Raw genomic sequence first — 18,033 nt, 5'->3', positions numbered from 1 at the left:
CGAGTCACCAGCCCATGAGGCGCACGATGTCCTGGCGCAGGCCGGGCACCGCGTAGCGGTTCCAGGCCATCCGCACGTCGGTGGTGCGGCCGTCGGCGTAGGTGCGGATGCCGGTCAGCAGGATGCAGATCAGCGCGAGCGCCCCGAGTACCGAGTAGCTGCGCACGACCTCGGGATCGACCGTGGTCGCGCGCAGCTTCTCGTAGGTGGCGAAGAACCAGTCCTTGTCGGCGACGGCACCCAGCAGCGACGACCCGGGCTCGATGAATTTGCCCGACAGGTAGTCGAGCGCGACATAGCCCAGGTCGTAGCGGGGATCGCCCAGGTAGGCCAGCTCCCAGTCGACGACGGCGGCGATCCGCCCGTCGTGCAGCATCGTGTTGCCGACCCGGTAGTCGCCGTGCACCAGCGCGGGCGGCACCGGATCGGGTTCGCGCTCGCGCAGCCAGGCGAAGGCGTCCTCGACGACGGGGTCGCGCACCAGCCGGTCCTGCTCGTAGGTGCGGGCCCAGACGTCGATCGCGTCGGCGTAGCTGCGCGGCGGGCCGAGGAAACCCAGTTCGGTGGCCGGGATCGCGTGGATGCCGGCGAGGGTTTCGACGAGGTCGCGCCCCACCTGCCCGCCCGCCGCCCAGTCGGCCTCGAGGGCCTCGCGGTCGCGGCGCAGCCACGTCACCGGCGCGGCCCCCGGCACCCAGTCCATGACGAACCACGACCCACCCAGCGGGGTGTCCGTCGCGTGCTCGATGCCGTACGGGGTCGGGACCGGGACACCGGCGGCGGCGACCGTCGCGTACAGGCGGTACTCGAGGTCGAGATCGGAGTCGAGCAGCGACGCGGGCGGCTTCACCCGGACGACGAACGCCTGCCCCCGTTCGGGATCGCCCGCCGACAGCAGCCAGGTGTGCCGTGACCAGCCCCCGGCGAGCTGGCGCAGCTCCCAGTTCCGGGACCGGTCCGCCTCGGCGAGGCGCCCGGCCCCGACCAGGACGTCGAGAACGGTGTCGGGTGCGGTCACGGGTTCTCGACGCGGCCCGCGAACTCGACGTTCGCCCACCCCGGGTGGCCGTCCACGGTCGTCGACAGCAGTGACCGGTCGTTCCAGGACCGCTGCAGGGTGCCGTCGGTGCGCCGGTCGAACAGCACCGGCAGCACCCGCACGACCGTGCCCTCCAGGTGGTGCACACCCGCCCCGGTGGTGATCTCCGCGGTCAGGCCGGTCGGGATCGGCTTGCCGGGGACGCCCGCGCGCGGGGTCGTCGTCACCGTCTCGGTGTAGCCGACGATCGCGCGCTCGTCACCGGCGGCGGGGGCGGTGAAGACCGCGCCGTCGCCGATCCAGCCGCCCAGGTCGGCACGCCACATCGCGACCTCCGGTCCGGTGTCGGACACCAGGTCGATCCAGCGCCAGTCGTCGGGAGCGAACCAGTTGCGCACGCCCCACGAGTGGTCCTTGCCCCCGCGGCCGTCGATCTCGATCGTCGTGCCGTCGATGGTGATCGTGCCGCTGACCAGGCCCACCTCGTCGACGTGCCCGGTGAACAGCTCCGACCAGCGCGAGTCCTCGCGGTACACGTACGGCGGGTGCGTCGGGGTGAACGTCAGGTCGTAGGAGACGTCGGCGGAGTCGGCCGCGCTCGTGGCGACGGGTCCCAGCGCCGCGTGGTCGCACTCGACGCCGGTGCCGCCGTCGTTGAGCCTGCCGTCGAACTGCAGCCGCCAGTCGCCGAACGCCTCGGTCGACGAGTACGTCATCCCCGCGACGTGGGTGTGGTTCTCCAGCTTCTCGAACGAGTCCCATTCCGACGCGACGAGGCTGTGCCGGTCCGGACCCCACAGCACGTTGACCGAGCCGGAGTGGCCCGTCGCGACGCGACGGCCGATCGAGGAGAAGCCGCCGATGCCGTGGCGGGTGTCGTAGAAGGAGAAGTAGTAGCTCTCCCGCCAGCGCCGGTCGTCGCCCGCAGGGTGCACGAGATCGTGCTGCGCGACGTCGGCGGGCAGGTCGGCGGGGGAGTAGGTGTCTGCGGTACGGGTCATCGGGATCCTCCGGTCGGGGGGACGGTGGCCGTCACCGGCCGGGACAGCAGATCGATCTCGGCGTCGACGAGGTCGCGCAGCAGGCCGCGGACGGCCGTGGCGAGGGTGTCGGAGCCGGTCGCGCGCGCGGCGGCGAGCAGGTCGCCGACGGGGGCGCCGAGCGCGGCGACGTCGCCGGCCGGGTCGGCGTCGATCGCGGCGACGACCGCCCGCGCGGCCTCGGCGACCGCGGTGCCGGTGACTGCGGTGCCGGTGACTGCGGTGCCGGTGACTGCGGTGCCGGCGACCCGGCCGGGAACGGGGCCTGCGCGGGCGACGGGGATCTTCGCGTCACCCCCCTGCCGTACATCGGCGCCGGAACGACCGTGGGGTTGCGCGCCGGGGGTGCGGGTCGAGCCGGCGCTGCCCGGAGTGGCGACGAGCAGGGCGCGCAGGTCGGCACGGAACCGGGCCGCGGCGGCGGGGCCACCGGCGAGCTCGGAGGCGAGGTGCCGGCCGATGCTGCTCGCCGACTTCAGCTGCCCGCGCTGGAACCCGTCGAGCGGGCGGGCCCAGTCGGCGCCTTCGCGCAGGACACCGGAGAGCACCGCGGTGAGCTGCGCGGGGGACATCGCGTTGAACACCGCTCGCCTCTCTGCGTGGGGGGTGTCGGCCGTTCCCGGCGGGGTCGCGCGACCGGTCCGTGGGCCCTCGTAGTGAACCATGATGTACCAGAAGTGCTGGTGTCAACGGGGACCCGGCGAGCCCGCCGCGAGGGGTGCTGCCGGCTGTGGGAGCCGCTACGGTCGGCGGCGGTGGATCGATCGCGCGCGAGCCCTAGGCAGAGCAGGGGTCCGTCGGTACAGTCCGCGGTTAGTGAATGGCTAGTTACTCCGGGAGTCGCCGTGGACAACTGTGGGAGCACCGCCGCGCAGAATGTGAGGTGTCGCCGATGCCGGTCCTGAGGTCGGCGGTCGACACCGCGTCGGAGACCTTCCAGGGCAACCGGAAGTTCCAGCTCGAGGTCATCGACCAGCTGAACGAGCAGCTCGAACTGGTCATCGCAGGCGGCGGCGAGCGTTACATGCAGCGCCACCGCGACCGCGGGAAGCTCCCCGTGCGCGAGCGCATCGCCCTGCTGCTCGACCCCGACAGCCCGTTCCTGGAGCTGGCTCCGCTGGCGGCGTGGGGCACCGGCTTCACCGTCGGCGCCTCTGTGCTCACCGGCATCGGCGTGATCGAGGGCGTCGAATGCATGGTCATCGGGCACGACCCGACCGTGCGCGGCGGCGCGATGAACCCGTACTCGCTCAAGAAGACGCTGCGCGCACTGGAGATCGCCCGGCTCAACCGGCTGCCGGTGATCAACCTCGTCGAGTCCGGCGGCGCGGACCTGCCCACGCAGGCCGACCTGTTCGTCCCGGCCGGACGAATCTTCCACGAGCTCACCGAGCTGTCGTCGATGGCGATCCCGACGGTCGCGCTGGTGTTCGGCAACTCGACGGCCGGCGGCGCCTACGTCCCCGGCATGTGCGACTACTCGGTGCTGGTCGACAACCGGGCCAAGGTGTTCCTCGGCGGTCCGCCGCTGGTGAAGATGGCCACGGGCGAGGATGCCGACGACGAGGCCCTCGGCGGCGCCGACATGCACAGCCGTGTGTCCGGCCTGTCGGACTACTTCGCCGTCGACGAGCAGGACGCGATCCGGCTGGGCCGCGAGATCGTGTCCCGGATCAACTGGCGCAAGCTCGGCCCCGCCCCGGCGCTGAACCCGGCCGAGCCACGGTACGACCCGGAGGAGATCCTCGGGATCGTCTCCTCTGACATCAAGGTCCCGTTCGACCCGCGCGAGATCCTCGCCCGCACCGTCGACGACTCGGACTTCGACGAGTACAAGCCGCTCTACGGGACGTCGCTCGTCACGGGCTGGGCGCAGATCCACGGCTATCCCGTCGGCGTGCTGGCCAACCACCGCGGCGTGCTGTTCAGCGAGGAGGCCAAGAAGGCCAGTGAGTTCATCCTGCTGGCCAACCAGACCGACACCCCGCTGGTCTTCCTGCAGAACACGACCGGCTACATGGTCGGAACCGACTACGAGCAGGGCGGGATCATCAAGGACGGCGCCAAGATGATCAACTCGGTCACCAACAGCGCCGTCCCGCACCTCACGATCAACATGAACTCGTCGTTCGGCGCGGGAAACTACGGCATGTCCGGGCGCGCCTACGACCCGCGGCTGATGTTCGCCTGGCCCGGCGCCAAGCTCGCCGTCATGGGCGCGGCGCAGCTCGCGGGCGTCATGTCGATCGTCGGCCGTGCCTCCGCGACGTCGCAGGGCAAGCCCTTCGACGAGGAGGCCGACGCGACGCGCACCGCGCAGATCGAGGCCCAGATCGAGGCCGAGTCGCACGCCTTCTACGTCACCGCCCGGCTCTACGACGACGGCATCGTCGACCCGCGCGACACCCGCACGGTGCTCGGCATGTCGCTGTCGGCCGTGCACTCCAACACGATCGCCGGCCGTCGTGGCTTCGGCGTCTTCCGGATGTGAGCGCGTCGATGTCAACGATCCAGAAGCTGCTCGTCGCCAACCGCGGGGAGATCGCCGCGCGGGTCATGCGCACCGCGCACCGCCTCGGCATCTCGACGGTCGCCGTCTTCTCCGACCCCGACGCCGACGCTCCCCACGTCCAGCTCGCCGACGAGGCGGTCCGGCTCCCCGGGGCCGCCCCGTCGGACACCTACCTGCGCGCCGACCTGGTCATCGCCGCCGCGCAGGCCACGGGTGCCGATGCCGTGCACCCCGGCTACGGGTTCCTCTCGGAGAACGCCCAGTTCGCCCGCGACTGCGCCGCGGCCGGGCTGACCTTCGTCGGGCCGACACCCGAGGCGATCGCGTCGATGGGCTCGAAGCTCGAGGCCAAGGCGCTCATGGAGTCCGCGGGCGTCCCGGTGCTGCCGGGCGCGACGGTCACCGACTCCACCGACCTGTCGGTCGAGGCCGACCGCATCGGGTTCCCGGTGCTGGTCAAGGCCGCGTTCGGTGGTGGCGGGCGCGGCATGCGCATTGTCCACGACGCCGCGTCGCTGACCGAGGCGGTCGACGGCGCGCGCCGGGAGGCGGCCTCGGCGTTCGGCGACGGAACGGTGTTCCTGGAGCGCTACGTCGTCGACCCCCGCCACGTCGAGGTTCAGATCCTCGGCGACACCCACGGGGACGTCGTGCACCTGTTCGAGCGCGAGTGCTCGATCCAGCGGCGCTACCAGAAGATCGTGGAGGAGTCGCCGTCCCCGGCGGTCGACGACGCGCTGCGCGCCGAGCTGGGTGCCGCCGCGGTCGCCGCGGGCAAGGCCATCGGCTACACCGGTGCGGGCACCGTCGAGTTCGTCCTCGACCAGAGCGGGAAGTTCTTCTTCCTGGAGGTCAACACACGGCTGCAGGTCGAGCACCCGGTCACCGAGCTGGTCACCGGCCTCGACCTGGTCGAGCAGCAGCTGCGCATCGCCGAGGGCGACCCGCTGCCCGCCGCGGTGACGGGGGCGTCGATCCACGGGCACGCCATCGAGGTGCGGCTCTACGCCGAGGACGTCGTCGCGGGCTTCCTGCCCGCGACCGGGACGCTGCACTCGTTCACGATCCCGGAGGGCGACGGCATCCGCGTCGACACCGGGTTCGTCGACGGCTCGGTCGTCTCCCCGCACTACGACCCCATGCTCGCCAAGGTGATCGCCCACGGCCCCACCCGGACCGATGCCGCCCGCGCGCTCGCCCGGGCCCTGGCGAACGCCCGCATCCACGGCGTCACGACGAACCGCGACCTGCTCGTCGGCATCCTGCGCGAGGAGGAGTTCCTGGCCGGCGGCACCGACACCGGCTACCTGACGCGCCACGACCCGGCCGCCCTCGCCGCCCCGGCGGGCGGCCCCGCCCGGCACGCCGCCGCGGCCGCCCTCGCCGCGCAGGCCGCCAACCGGGCCGGCGCCCGCGTCCTCGCGGCGGTCCCGTCGGGCTGGCGCAACGTCGGCGGCGAACCCCAGCGCGCCGCGTACACGGTGGGGGACACCGAGATCGAGGTCGCCTACCGCTACCGGCGAGGGGTGCTCGACGTCCACGTCGACGGCTCCGCGCTGGGCGGGGCGGTGACCGCGGTGGCGGGTCCCGACGCCGTCGTCCTCGAGATCGACGGCGTGCGCCGCCGCTACACCGTCACCCGTGCCGACGGGGTGTCCTACGTGGACGGCCCCGACGGCTCGGTCGCGCTGGCCGAGGTGCCCCGCTTCGCCGACCCCAACGCCGCCGCCGCGGCCGGCTCACTGCTGGCTCCGATGCCGGGCGGCGTGGTCCGGGTGCTCGCCGAGGCGGGCGCGACGGTGACCGCGGGGCAGCCGCTCGTGGTGCTGGAGGCCATGAAGATGGAGCACACCGTCGCCGCGCCCGTCGACGGTGTCGTCTCCGAGATCCATGTGGCGCAGGGCGACCAGGTCGACACGGGTCAGGTCCTCGCGGTCGTGGACGAGGTCGCGGAGGAGGCGGCGGCGGGATGACCGAGCGGGTCGGCCGACGACGTGAGGTCGTGAGCGGCGATCGTCGCCATGGCGACCATCGCCACCCACAGGGGGGTGCCCGATGACGGCCGGGCTCGTCGCCGCGGCGTCCGGGATCACCCTCGACGCGCTCTACCGGCGCTCGTTCCGGGTGTTCGCCGACCGAGTCGCCGTGACCACCGGAGATCCCGACGGTCCGGTGTGGACCTACCGTGAGCTGGGTGAACGGGCCGAACGCCTCGCCGCCGGGCTGTCGGCGAGCGGAGTCCGCCACGGCGACCGGGTCGCGGTGCTGTCGGAGACGCGGGCGGAGTTCGTCAAGATCTACGTGGCGCTCGCCCGGCTCGGCGTCACCGCGATCACGCTGAACATCCGCTGGCACGCCGAGGAGATCGCGCACGCCGTCGGCGTCGCGAAGCCGGTCGCGTTCGTGACGACGGCGCTCGGCGCGGACCGCGCCACCGCGGTCCGCGACCGGTGCCCGTCGGTCCGGCACTGGTACTGCGTGGACGGGACCGAGGGATTCGAGGCCTACTCGGCGCTGCCCACCGACGGCGACGTCCCGGACGACGCCCCGCAGCCCAGCGACGTGCACAACGTGCTCTACACGTCCGGCACCACCGGCCGGGCCAAGGGCGCCATGATCACCCAGGAAGCCGCCGCGATCCGCGCGCTGCGGCTCGCCCAGTGGTACACGCTCACTCCCGACGACGGGTTCGTCGGCTGGCTGCCGCTGTTCCACACCGGCGGCGACGAGTCGCTCAACGCCACCCTGCTCACCGGCGGCACCTTCTGCGCGCTCGCGACCGCGCACACCGAGACGATGTTCGCGGCCATCCAGCGCAACCGCCTGACGTGGACGCTGCTGCTGCCCGGCGTCATCACCGACGTCCTGCACCACGATCGCCGCGCCGACTACGACCTCTCGACACTCCGGTTCGTCATCGGGTACGCCAACATGATGCCGACGGTCGTCAAGGAGCTCACCGCGGCGCTCGACGTCGACTTCAACGACGCGTTCGGCCAGACCGAGACCAGCTACGTCCTGGCGCACGGCTGGAGCAGGCCCGGCGAGGACCCGCACCTGCGCAAGATGCCGACCCCGCTGATGGAGGTCCGCATCGTCGACGCGCAGCTGCGGGAGACGCCTGTCGGCGTCCCGGGGGAGTGCGTGGTGCGCGGGCCCAGCATGATGGCCGGCTACCTCGACGACCCCGAGGCCACCGCCGAGGTGTTCACCGGCGGCTGGCTGCACACCGGCGACGTCCTCGTCCGGCACGACGACGGCAGCCTCTCCTACGTCGACCGGGCCAAGTACCTGATCAAGACGGGTGGCGAGAACGTCTACCCCGCCGAGGTCGAACAGGCCGTCGCCGCCCATCCCGGGGTGCAGGAGGTGTGCGCCTACGGCGTGCCCGACCCGCGCTGGGGCGAGACGGTGAAGGTCGTCGTCGTCCGGGCGCCCGGGGGCACGGTGAGCGGCGAGGAGGTCGTGGCCTGGTGCCGTGAGCGGCTCGCCGCGTTCAAACGCCCGCACTTCGTGGAGTTCGTCGACGCTTCCGAGCTGCCGCGCAGCACCACCGGCAAGCTGCAACGCCATCTGCTCGCCGAGCGCGGCGCCGACGAGAAGGAGCGCGTATGACCTCGCACATCCGGGTGAAGGACGACGGCCGGGTCCGGATCGTGACGATCGACCGACCCGAGCGGCGCAACGCCCTGACCCCGCAGACGGTCGCCGAGATCGAGGCGAGCCTGCGCGAGGCGGCCGACGGCGCGGACATCGGCGCGGTCGTGCTCACCGGCTCCGGCGGGCACTTCTCCGCGGGCGGGGACGTCGACAACATCCTCGACATCGCCGGCGGTGACGACGACGCCGCGCTCCTGACGATGATGCGGGCCTACCACCGGCTCGTCGTCGAGATCTGGGAGTCGCGGCTGCCCGTGGTCGCGGCGGTGTCGGGCATCGCCTACGGCGGCGGGATCAACCTGGCCCTGGTGTGCGACCTCGTGATCATGTCCGCCGACGCCCGCATCTGCGAGGTGTTCGTCAAGCGGGGCATCGTCCCCGACGTCGCCGGGGCTTACCTGCTGCCGCGGATCGTCGGGATGCACCGGGCACGGGAGCTGATGCTGCTGGCCCCCGAGATCGGTGCCGAGCGGGCGCTGGAGCTGGGCATCGCGAACGTCGTCGAGCCCGACGCGGACGCCGCGCTCGCGACGGCGGTGGCGAAGGCCCACGAGCTGGCCGCGATGCCCGACTACACGGTCGCCCTGACGAAGAAGCTGGTGAACCGCAGCCTCGACGCCGACCTGCGGGGGTCCCTGGAGCTGGAGGCCGTCACCCAGGCCGCCGCGCTGCGGTCCAAGGCCGCGGTCGACGGGTTCGAGGCGTTCCGGCAGAGCAGAGGGAAGGATCGTCGATGAACATTGCGATGCTCTTGCGCCGCAGCGCGTCCGACCATGCGGAGCGGGTCGCGCTCGGCCGTGACGACACCCTGGTCACGTACGCGCAGTACGCCGACACCGGGGCCCGGTTCGCCGCGCACCTGTCGGCGCACGGGCTCGCACCGGGGGAGCGCGTCGGGTTCTTCCTGCCCAACACCCTCGACTACCTGCCCGGCCTGCTCGGTGTGTGGCAGGCCGGTGGCGTCGGCGTCCCGCTGAACGTGCTGTTCCCCGACGCCCCGCTGCGCCACGCCGTCCTCGACTCCGGCGCGACCGCGGTCGTCTGCCTGCCCGACGACGTCGAGCGGCTGCAACGCCTCCTCGGCGACGCGCCGGTGCGGCTGCTCACCACCGGCCCGGGCGGCGGCTTCACCGAGGCCGTCGCGGGCAACGAGCCCGCCACCGAGGTCGTCCCGCGCCACGACGACGACGATGCGCTGATCATGTACACCTCGGGCTCGACGGGCGTGCCCAAGGGGGTGCGCCAGACGCACCGCAACGTCACCGCGCAGGTCGACGCGGTGATCGACTGGTACGGCATCACCGGCGACGACCACGCGCTCAACTGCATGCCGCTGTTCCACGTCGGCGGCCTGCACCTGGTCAGCCTGCCGACGCTGCTGCGCGGCGGGCGCATCACGTTCATGGGCAAGTGGGACCCGCTGGTGTGGCTGGACCTGGCGACGACGCTGCGTCCCACCTACGGCGGCCTGATCTCGACGATGCTGATCGACGTCGGCAACCGCACCGCCGGCTCGCCGATCGTGCTCGACTCGTTCCGCATCTGCATGTTCGGCGGGTCCCGCACCCCGAACACCCCGATCGAGCGGCTCGCGGCCGGCACCGGCATCCAGGGTGTGGAGATCTACGGCCAGACCGAGCAGAACGGGCTGGCGATCAGCTACCGGCCCGACGAGGCGCGCCGAACCGGGTCGATGGGCCGGCCGTTGACACAGGTCGTCGAGACCCGGCTGGTGCCGCCCACCGGCGGGCCTGACGTCGAGCCCGGCTCCGACGGTGTCGGCGAGCTGTGGGTCCGCGGCGACGCCGTGACCCCCGGCTACTGGAACCGGCCCGATCTCGAACCGGGCGCCGGCTCGGAGAAGTGGTCCGACGACGGCTGGTTCCGCACCGGCGACCTCATGTCCGCCGACGCCGACGGCTACCTGTACTACGTCGACCGCATCGACGACATGATCGTCTCCGGCGGGGAGAACGTGTTCCCGCAGATGGTCGAGGAGCACCTCGCGGCGTGCCCCGACATCGCCGAGGTCGCCGTCATCGGCACGGCCCACGAACGCTGGGTCGAGCAGGTCACCGCGATCGTCGTGCCCGCCAAGGACGGCGTGACCGCGGAGTCGATCGCGGAGTGGGCCTCCACCCACCCCGACCTGCGAGGGATCTCCCGGCCACGGCGCATCGAGATCGTCGACGCCCTGCCCCGCACCGGCTCCGGCAAGCTGAACCGCCCCGAACTGCGCAAGGAGTACCCGTGACCGGACCTGTCCGCTACGAGGTCGAGGAGGGCATCGCCTGGCTGACGATCGACCGTCCCGAGGCCCGCAACGCGCTGTCGAAGGCAGTACGTGACGGCCTGTGGGACGGCATCCGCGCCTTCAACGACGACGACGCCGCGAAGGTCCTGATCCTCACCGCCACCGGCGAGCGGGCGTTCTGCGCGGGCGGTGACCTCAAGGAGATGGCCGAGACGTCCCTGCAGGTCCCGCCGCCGGACTTCCTGCCGCAGTTCGGTCGCAACATCGACGTCCCCAAGCCGACGATCGCCGCCGTCAACGGTGTCGCGTTCGCCGGCGGGTTCCTGCTGGCCCAGCAGTGCGACCTCGTCGTCGCCGCCGCGCACGCCACGTTCGCGGTGAGCGAGGTGAAGGTCGGCCGCGGGTCGCCGTGGGCGGCGCCGCTGTCATGGCTGGTGCCGCCGCGACTGGCGATGGAGATCCTGCTGACCGGCGACCCGATCGACGCCGGCCGGGCTCGCGAACTGGGCCTGGTCAACCACGTCGTCGATGCTGCGGACCTGCGCGACCACGCCCGCAACCTCGCCCGGCGCATCGCCGCCAACGCGCCTCTGTCGGTGCTCGCGAGCAAGCGCACCGCCTACCTCTCCGCGCACCTGCCGATGGAGCAGGCCTACGCGAAGGCCGAGGAGATCTGGGAGCCGGTGTACATGTCGGCCGACGCCCAGGAGGGCCCGGCCGCGTTCCGTGAGAAGCGCACCCCCGAATGGAAGGGACGGTAGCCGTGCCGGTTTCGATGGATGCTCTCGCCGACGACGTCGCCGCCGAGACGGACGTGCTCCGCGACATCCTGGTGGGCCTGTCGGAGGAAGACTGGCGTCGTGCCACCCCCGCCGCGGGCTGGACGATCGCCGACCAGGTCAGCCACCTCGCGCACTTCGACGCGACCGCCGTGAAGTCGGCCGTCGATCCCGACGGGTTCCGCGCCGACGTCGAGAACTCGCCGCCGATCGACCCCGACGCCGTCGCCCTGCAGTACCGCGACCTCACCGGCGAGGAGATGCTGCGCTGGTTCGACGGTGAGCGCGGGAGGCTGCTCGACACGTTCCGCGCGCTCGACCCCGGGACCCGGCTGCCCTGGTACGGGCCGGCGATGAGCGCCGCGTCGTCGCTGACGGCCCGGTTGATGGAGACCTGGGCACACGGCCAGGACGTCGCCGACACGGTCGGCGTCACCCGGGAGCCGACCGGGCGGCTGCGCAACGTGGCGCACATCGGCATCGGTGCCCGGACCTACAGCTACGCCGTCAACGGCGTCGGCATGCCCGACACCCCCATCCGCGTCGAGCTCGTCGCACCCGACGGCACGGCCTGGACGTGGGGACCCGAGCAGGCCGTGGACCGCGTCACCGGGCCGGCCCTGGACTTCTGCCTCGCCGTCACCCAGCGCCGCCACCGCGACGACACCGCACTCGAGATCACCGGACCGGTCGCGAACGAGTGGATGTCGTTCGCGCAGGCGTTCGCCGGCCCGGCGGGGCCCGGCAGGAAGGCAGGACAGTTCTCGTGAGCGATGCACGGCGGCCCGTGATCATCGGAAACTGTTCGGGGTTCTACGGCGACCGCATCGGTGCCGCCCGCGAGATCGTCGACGGTGGTCCGATCGACGTGATGTGCGGTGACTACCTCGCCGAGCTCACGATGCTGATCCTCGCGAAGGCCCAGGCGAAGGACCCGTCGACCGGGTACGCGAAGACCTTCCTCACGCAGGTCGAGCAGGTGCTCGGGACGTGCCTCGAACGCGGCGTCAAGATCGTGTCGAACGCCGGCGGGCTGAACCCCGCCGGACTCGCCGCGGCCATCCGCGCCGTCGGCGAGAAGCTCGGCCTCCAGGTCGCCGTCGCCCACGTCGAGGGGGACGACCTGCGTGGCGACCTCGGCGCGATCCTCCCTCCCGTCGCCGGGAAGCCGGTGTCGGCCAACGCCTACCTGGGTGGCTGGGGCATCGCGGCTGCGCTCGGCGCGGGTGCCGACGTCGTCGTCACCGGCCGGGTCACCGACGCCTCGCTGGTGGTCGGGCCCGCGGCGTGGTGGCACGGCTGGGGCCCGACGGACTGGGACGAGCTGGCCGGCGCCGTCGTCGCCGGGCACGTGATCGAGTGCGGCCCGCAGGCCACCGGAGGCAACTACGCGTTCTTCTCCGAGGTGAAGGACCGCCGCTACCCGGGCTTCCCGATCGCGGAGGTGGCCGCCGACGGCTCCACCGTGATCACCAAGCACCCGGACACCGGGGGCCTGGTGTCGACCGGGACCGTGACCGCCCAGCTGCTCTACGAGATCCAGGGCCCGGCCTATCTCGGGCCCGACGTCACGACCCATTTCGACTCGATCGTCCTCGAGCAGGAGGGCGAGCACCGCACCCGCATCTCCGGGGTCCGCGGCAGCGCGCCGCCCGACACCCTCAAGGTGGCCCTCAACGACAACGGCGGCTACCGCAACTCGATGACCATGGTGCTCACCGGCCTGGACATCGAGGAGAAGGCCGCCTTCGCCGAGGACATGTTGTTCGGCATCCTGGGCGGGCGCGACCGGTTCGCCGAGGCGGACGTCAGGCTGCTGCGCTTCGACCAGCCCGACGCGGGGGCGAACGAGCAGGCGACGGCGCACCTGCGCGTGACCGTCAAGGACCAGGACCCACGGCTGGTCGGCCGCGTGTTCTCCAACGCGACGATGGAGCTCGCGCTGGCCGGCTACCCCGGTTTCCACACCACGACCCCGCCCTCGGCCGAGTCGGCCTTCGGCATCTACCGGCCCGCCGCCGTGCCGCGCACCGCCGTCACCCAGACCGTGGTGCTGCCCGACGGGACGCGTCAGGTCGTCGCCGACCCGCCGACCGGGCCCGCGGACCTCCCGGCGACCGCCGGGACCACGACCGGCTCCGGCCCTGCTGCCACTGCGGCCGGCGCTGCCGCGCCCGCCGGGCCCACCCGCCGGGCGCCGCTCGGGGCGGTGTGCGCGGCCCGCTCCGGGGACAAGGGGGGCAACGCCAACATCGGGGTCTGGACCCGCGACGACGCCGGTTACGCGTGGATGGCCGCGACCCTCGACATCGAGACCGTCAGGGGCCTGCTGGGCCCGGAGGCGGCCGATCTGGAGATCGAACGGTTCGACCTGCCCAACCTCCGTGCCGTCAACTTCGTGGTGCACGGGCTCCTGGGCGAGGGCGTGGCCTCGACGACGCGGCCGGACCCGCAGGCGAAGGGCCTGGGCGAGTACCTGCGCAGCCGCCTGGTGGATGTGCCGGAGGAGCTGCTCCAGGGCTGAGCCACGGGTAGCCGGGAGCCGGACCGCACGCATCGACTCGAACATGCGTTCGATCGTAGCGCGCTCCTCCGACGGAAACGGGTGTCAGTCGCCCGCCGACCGGGTGAGCGGTCCGGCCACCCAGAGGTCCGTCTCGGCGCGCGAGCGCAGCCGCACCACCGGGAGGCCAGGGCGCCGGTGGCGCAGCAGCTCGACCCGCTCCGCGGTCGCGTAGCGGGTCCGCCACGCCCACCGCACGATGTGGTCGCGGTCGGTCAGTATCGCGCGCAGCGGCGGCTCGAGGTTGCCGTTCCAGAGGATCTCGCGCCGTGCCCGGCGGCGCAGGGTGCGCGCGGTGACCTGCCGCATCACCGTGGCGTGCGGCGGGTCCAGCCACACCATCAGGTCGCAACGCTGCGCCAGCAGGTCGCGCACCGCCGAGTACTGCCACTCGGTGGTCCACGCCTGCCGCGCGCTGAACTCCTCGACGTCCGCGACGAACGAGGGCCGGGGCGTCCAGCCGGGACCGTGGAACAGCGCGTCGATCTCGACGTGCTCCACTCCGAGCAGCCGCCCGATCCGGGCGGCGAGCGTCGTCTTCCCCGAGCCCGAGGTACCGGCGATCAGCACCCGCTGCGGCCGGCCGGGCAGGGGATCGTCGCAGCGCAGCAGCGCACCCACGTCCGGGCGCACGTCAGCGCCCGACGGCGCCCGTGTGCACCAGCAGGACCTCGGCCAGCTCGGGCACGACGGCGACCGGCAACGCGTGGCCCAGGCCGGGCACGGTGACGAGCGTGGCGCCCCCGATGGCGGCGGCCAGGTGCTCCCCGTGCGGCGGTGGGTTCACCGGGTCCTCGGGCGCCTCGACGACGAGCACCGGCACCGTGACCCGGGCCAGCTCCGCGCCGCGGTCCAGCCCGTCCTGGTCGGCCCTGGCGTGCGCGCTGGGGCTGTCGGGCCGCCCGGTGTGGCTGATGACCCGCGACTCGAGCTCACGGAACTCGTCGGCGTCGAAGGGGATCCCGGCGCCGTTGAGCAGCCGCCAGTGCTCGACGCGCCAGGCGAGCTCGCTCACGTCGTCACGCGGGTCGTCGAACTCCTGCCACATCCGCAGCAGCGCCGTGCCCGGGCCCGGCATGTCCGGGACCTCCCAGGCGCTCAGAGCGGCCGTGCAGAACACCGTCGCCGACAACAGCCGGTCGGGGTGGTCGAGCAGCAGCAGCTGCACCAGCGTCCCGCCCAGGGACATCCCGACGACGTGCGCCCGCTCGACGCCCCAGGCGTCCAGGACGGCGACGGCGTCGGCGGCCAGGTCGGTCACGGCATAGGGGGCGTCGTCGAACGCCCAGGTCGACCGGCCGGTGTCGCGGTGGTCGTACCGGATCACCGGGTGCCGGGTGGTGAGCCGGGCGAGCAGCTCCTCGGGCCAGACGATGCCGGAGGCGTTCGCACCCATCACGAGCAGGACCGGGTCGGCGTCGGCAGGCCCGTCGAGCCACTGCGACCACAGCAGCACGTCGGGCGCCACCTCGACGAAACGGTCCTCGACGAACGGGTCGGCTACGGCGTCCACGCGGCAAGCGTGCCAACGTCGGCCCGCGCGCCCGCACGCGGGGACCCCGACACGGGGCCCGACGTGCGAGCTGCCCGGCGCGGCGGACGGAGCCGCCGTGCCGGGCCGGGGCTCACTTGAGCGCGTCGAGCAGCGCCTGGCGCTGGCGGTCGCCGAGGCCGGCGGCGCGCCGGGAGACGTCGATGCCGGTCTTCTCCAGCAGTGCGGTGACCTTCGCGGGGCCGTAGCCGGGAAGGCTCTTGAGCAGGTCCGCGACCTTCGTCTTGCCGACGATGGCGTCGGACTTCGCGCGGTCGAGGACCGCGGGGATCGTCTCGTCGCCCCGGGCGATCGCGTCGCGCAGCTCCTTGCGGGCCGTCCGCGCGGCAGCGGCCTTCTTCAGCGCCTCCGCGCGCTGTTCGGGAGTCAGCGTGGGCAGTGCCATGTGTCGAACTCCTCTACTCGGTGAAGTGCCCGTCCTGGTCGAACGGACCCGTCTTCGCCGCACAGCGTGGCAGAAGCCGCGAACGACTCTTCGAGAACCCCCTGCTCAGCAGCGATATGTGGGCCTCCGGATGCGCTCAACGGGCCTCCGGAGACGCCGACGGGCCGGCTGCGGCGTTCGGGTCCGTCGGCGTGCGGTGGGCGGCGCGGTGCGCTCGTCGCGGAGTCCGCGGCACGGCCGGGCGTGATCACCGCTGCGACCGGTCGATCCGGGATTCGCGCAGGTCAGCGGTCTGCGATGGTCGTCGGCACCGTCGGCACCGGGCTGTCGCTCGCGGAGCAGGACGACGCCAGCGACACGGGCGCGTTGGGCGGCGCGGTCGTCGTCGGGGTCGCCGTGCCCTGCCCGGTGCGGCTGCGCGACGCCGTCGTGCTCGGCGTCGGCAACGCCCTGCCGTCCAGCGACGACTGCACGACCTGCTGCATGAAGCGCACGTCGGGGTCGCCGGGGTTGAACCGGCCGTCACGCTCGCTCGGGTCGGGCAGCGACGGGTCGAACGTCACGCTGTTCAGGTCGACGCCGTTGTCGGTGAGCAGCTCCACCAGTGGCGGCAGCAGGTCCTGCGGCATGTTCGTATGGATGTTCTGCGTCGCCACCCGGGCGACCGACTGGAAGTTCGACAGCAGCGACGCCGGGCTCTTCTGGTCGAGCACCGCCTGGATCAGGCAGCGCTGGCGGCCCATCCGGTCGTAGTCGCTGGAGTCACGACGCGAACGCGCGAACCACAGCGCCTGCTCGCCGTCGAGCTTCTGCACACCCGGCGGGATGTAGCCGTCGGGCTTGACGTGCGCGCCGTTGGGCAGCACGCCGCCGATCGGCAACGGGACGGGCCCGACGTCGAGGGTGACGCCGCCGAGGGCGTCGATCAGCGCCGAGAAGCCCTCCATGTCGACCTCGAGGAAGTAGTCCAGCGGGAGGCCGAGCATGTAGGTGACCGACTGCATCAGCAGGTTGATGCCGGGGTCGTCGGTGGGGCCCGGCGGCGCGACGCCCGGGGTCTGGTGTGCGTAGGCGTACACGGCGTTCAGCAGGTAGTTCCCCGACAGCGGTTCGCGCAGGTCGCGGAAGCCCGTCGGGAACTTCTCGGCCATCGGCGAGCCGGGCGGGAACTGGGCGCGCTGGATGTTGCGGGGCAGGCCGAACAGGATGGTCTCGGCCGTCCGGGTGTCGATGCTCGCGACCATCATCGTGTCGGTGCGCGTGCCGGTGCGGTCGGGCCCGGCGTCGCTGCCGATCATCAGGACGTTGATCCGCGGCTTGTTGAACGCCTCCGCCGCACTCGTCCCGCCGCCTTTGAACAGCTCGTTGAGCAGGTTGCGCTGCGAGTTGGCCAGGTTGGCCGCGAACCCGAAGGGGGCGGCCACGACCAGGCACAACGCGATGACGACGACCGTCCCCAGCGCCTTGCGTCCCGTCGCGAGACCGGGTGGGCGGGCGAGGACCCACGTGCGCACGATGACGACGATCCAGCCCAGCGCCGCGGCCAGCACGACGACGGCGACCGCGGCCAGGACGTGCGCCGACAGCGCCGTCACGATCAGCGCCGATCGGCCCAGGAAGGCGAGCAGGACCAGCGCGACGATCACGAGGACGTAGCCGACGAGGATCGGCAGCCCGGTGCGGCGCCGGCCGAGGATCAGGTGGCCCGAGCCGGGCGCGATCGTCGACGCCGCGGTGATGCCCAGCGCCGCCGCGAGGCTGCGCCGCCGGGGCGGCGGACCGCCGTTTCGAGGGCCGCCCGCCGACGCCGCACGGGTGGACGTCTCCGCGCCGACGACACGGGTCGGCCGGGCGGTCGCGGACTCGGACACCGGTTCCGTCGGCGGCGAGTCGGCGCGCGCTCCCGCGGGCGTGCGCCGGATCTCCTCGGTCGCCGCGGTCTGCTCGGTCGACCGGCCCGTGCGCGGGATGGCGACGGTGGGGCGCGCGTCGGTGGTCCCGGGCGGGCGTTGCGGCCCGGGCCGGCGGCCGCGTCGCTCGCCGGTGCCGACGGGGCGCAGCTCACCGGGCTCGTCGGCGCGGGGTGCGCCGTCGGGCGCCGGCCGGGGCGGGCGGGCGGGGCGGTCCGGGGGCCTGCGTTCACGGCCGGCCGCGGGCCTCGGCCTGTCGCCGGGGCGGGCTCCGTCGCCGGGTCCGGGACCGTCGGAAGGCCTGGGACCGTCGGAAGGCCTGGGACCGTCGGAAGGCCT

General features: G+C 72.9%; 15 protein-coding genes. 8 read left to right on the top strand and 7 right to left on the bottom strand.

Annotation, left to right across the window (positions count from 1 at the left end; genetic code table 11):
* Nucleotides 1-4: 4 nt before the first annotated feature.
* From TOK_RS05650 to TOK_RS05640, 3 genes are read right to left on the bottom strand one after another with little or no spacing between them, the layout of a single operon-like run.
* Nucleotides 5-1,018 carry a phosphotransferase family protein gene (locus TOK_RS05650; protein ID WP_098956730.1) on the bottom strand — a complete coding sequence of 338 codons (1,014 nt, stop codon included), beginning with the start codon at nucleotides 1,016-1,018 and terminating at the stop codon, nucleotides 5-7.
* Nucleotides 1,015-2,040, bottom strand: a complete 1,026-nt coding sequence (locus TOK_RS05645; RefSeq protein WP_098956729.1) for a hypothetical protein — start codon at nucleotides 2,038-2,040, stop codon at nucleotides 1,015-1,017. Before TOK_RS05645 ends, TOK_RS05650 begins: the two co-directional genes overlap by 4 nt.
* On the bottom strand, nucleotides 2,037-2,663 hold the full coding sequence (locus TOK_RS05640) for a hypothetical protein (RefSeq protein ID WP_098956728.1): 627 nt from the start codon (nucleotides 2,661-2,663) through the stop codon (nucleotides 2,037-2,039). Before TOK_RS05640 ends, TOK_RS05645 begins: the two co-directional genes overlap by 4 nt.
* A 308-nt stretch (nucleotides 2,664-2,971) precedes the next feature.
* On the opposite strand from TOK_RS05640, the gene TOK_RS05635 reads away from it, so the two are divergent.
* The 8 genes from TOK_RS05635 (at nucleotide 2,972) to TOK_RS05600 (ending at nucleotide 13,808) form a co-directional block, all read left to right on the top strand.
* Nucleotides 2,972-4,570, top strand: a complete 1,599-nt coding sequence (locus TOK_RS05635; protein ID WP_098956766.1) for an acyl-CoA carboxylase subunit beta — start codon at nucleotides 2,972-2,974, stop codon at nucleotides 4,568-4,570.
* Between the two features lie 8 nt (nucleotides 4,571-4,578).
* A complete protein-coding gene (locus tag TOK_RS05630) occupies nucleotides 4,579-6,564 on the top strand; it encodes a biotin carboxylase N-terminal domain-containing protein (RefSeq protein ID WP_098956765.1) in 1,986 nt (661 codons plus the stop codon).
* 82 nt (nucleotides 6,565-6,646) lie between these two features.
* A complete protein-coding gene (locus TOK_RS05625; protein WP_098956727.1) occupies nucleotides 6,647-8,206 on the top strand; it encodes a class I adenylate-forming enzyme family protein in 1,560 nt (519 codons plus the stop codon).
* A complete protein-coding gene (locus TOK_RS05620; RefSeq protein WP_098956726.1) occupies nucleotides 8,203-8,988 on the top strand; it encodes an enoyl-CoA hydratase/isomerase family protein in 786 nt (261 codons plus the stop codon). The genes TOK_RS05625 and TOK_RS05620 overlap by 4 nt, the downstream gene beginning before the upstream one ends.
* On the top strand, nucleotides 8,985-10,505 hold the full coding sequence (locus TOK_RS05615) for a class I adenylate-forming enzyme family protein (protein WP_098956725.1): 1,521 nt from the start codon (nucleotides 8,985-8,987) through the stop codon (nucleotides 10,503-10,505). The genes TOK_RS05620 and TOK_RS05615 overlap by 4 nt, the downstream gene beginning before the upstream one ends.
* Nucleotides 10,502-11,266 carry an enoyl-CoA hydratase/isomerase family protein gene (locus tag TOK_RS05610; RefSeq protein WP_098956724.1) on the top strand — a complete coding sequence of 255 codons (765 nt, stop codon included), beginning with the start codon at nucleotides 10,502-10,504 and terminating at the stop codon, nucleotides 11,264-11,266. The genes TOK_RS05615 and TOK_RS05610 overlap by 4 nt, the downstream gene beginning before the upstream one ends.
* A 2-nt stretch (nucleotides 11,267-11,268) precedes the next feature.
* Nucleotides 11,269-12,054: a TIGR03084 family metal-binding protein gene (locus TOK_RS05605; RefSeq protein WP_098956723.1), complete on the top strand. Its 786-nt coding sequence runs from the start codon at nucleotides 11,269-11,271 to the stop codon at nucleotides 12,052-12,054.
* The gene (locus tag TOK_RS05600; RefSeq protein ID WP_098956722.1) at nucleotides 12,051-13,808 is read left to right on the top strand and encodes an acyclic terpene utilization AtuA family protein; all 1,758 of its coding nucleotides are present in this window, start codon (nucleotides 12,051-12,053) and stop codon (nucleotides 13,806-13,808) included. The genes TOK_RS05605 and TOK_RS05600 overlap by 4 nt, the downstream gene beginning before the upstream one ends.
* Before the next feature lie 84 nt (nucleotides 13,809-13,892).
* Here TOK_RS05600 and TOK_RS05595 read toward each other — a convergent pair whose 3' ends face one another.
* The 4 genes from TOK_RS05595 to TOK_RS05580 form a co-directional block, all read right to left on the bottom strand.
* Entirely contained in the window at nucleotides 13,893-14,480 is a 588-nt protein-coding gene (locus tag TOK_RS05595; protein WP_253258198.1) for an AAA family ATPase, read from the bottom strand.
* Nucleotide 14,481: 1 nt separating this feature from the next.
* Nucleotides 14,482-15,360, bottom strand: coding sequence for an alpha/beta fold hydrolase (locus TOK_RS05590; protein WP_253258197.1), 879 nt, complete (start codon nucleotides 15,358-15,360; stop codon nucleotides 14,482-14,484).
* 112 nt (nucleotides 15,361-15,472) lie between these two features.
* Complete coding sequence (gene mihF, locus TOK_RS05585; RefSeq protein WP_098956721.1) at nucleotides 15,473-15,784, bottom strand: integration host factor, actinobacterial type; 312 nt, start codon at nucleotides 15,782-15,784, stop codon at nucleotides 15,473-15,475.
* A gap of 284 nt (nucleotides 15,785-16,068) precedes the next feature.
* Nucleotides 16,069-18,033: LCP family protein (locus TOK_RS05580; RefSeq protein WP_216361866.1), on the bottom strand; the 1,965-nt coding region annotated here is incomplete at its 5' end.

This window comes from Pseudonocardia sp. N23, assembly GCF_002583555.1.
In the GTDB taxonomy this organism is placed as follows: Bacteria; Actinomycetota; Actinomycetes; order Mycobacteriales; family Pseudonocardiaceae; genus Pseudonocardia.
The sequence above is the reverse complement of the archived record's forward strand: the minus strand, read 5'-3'. Positions and strand labels throughout refer to the sequence as shown.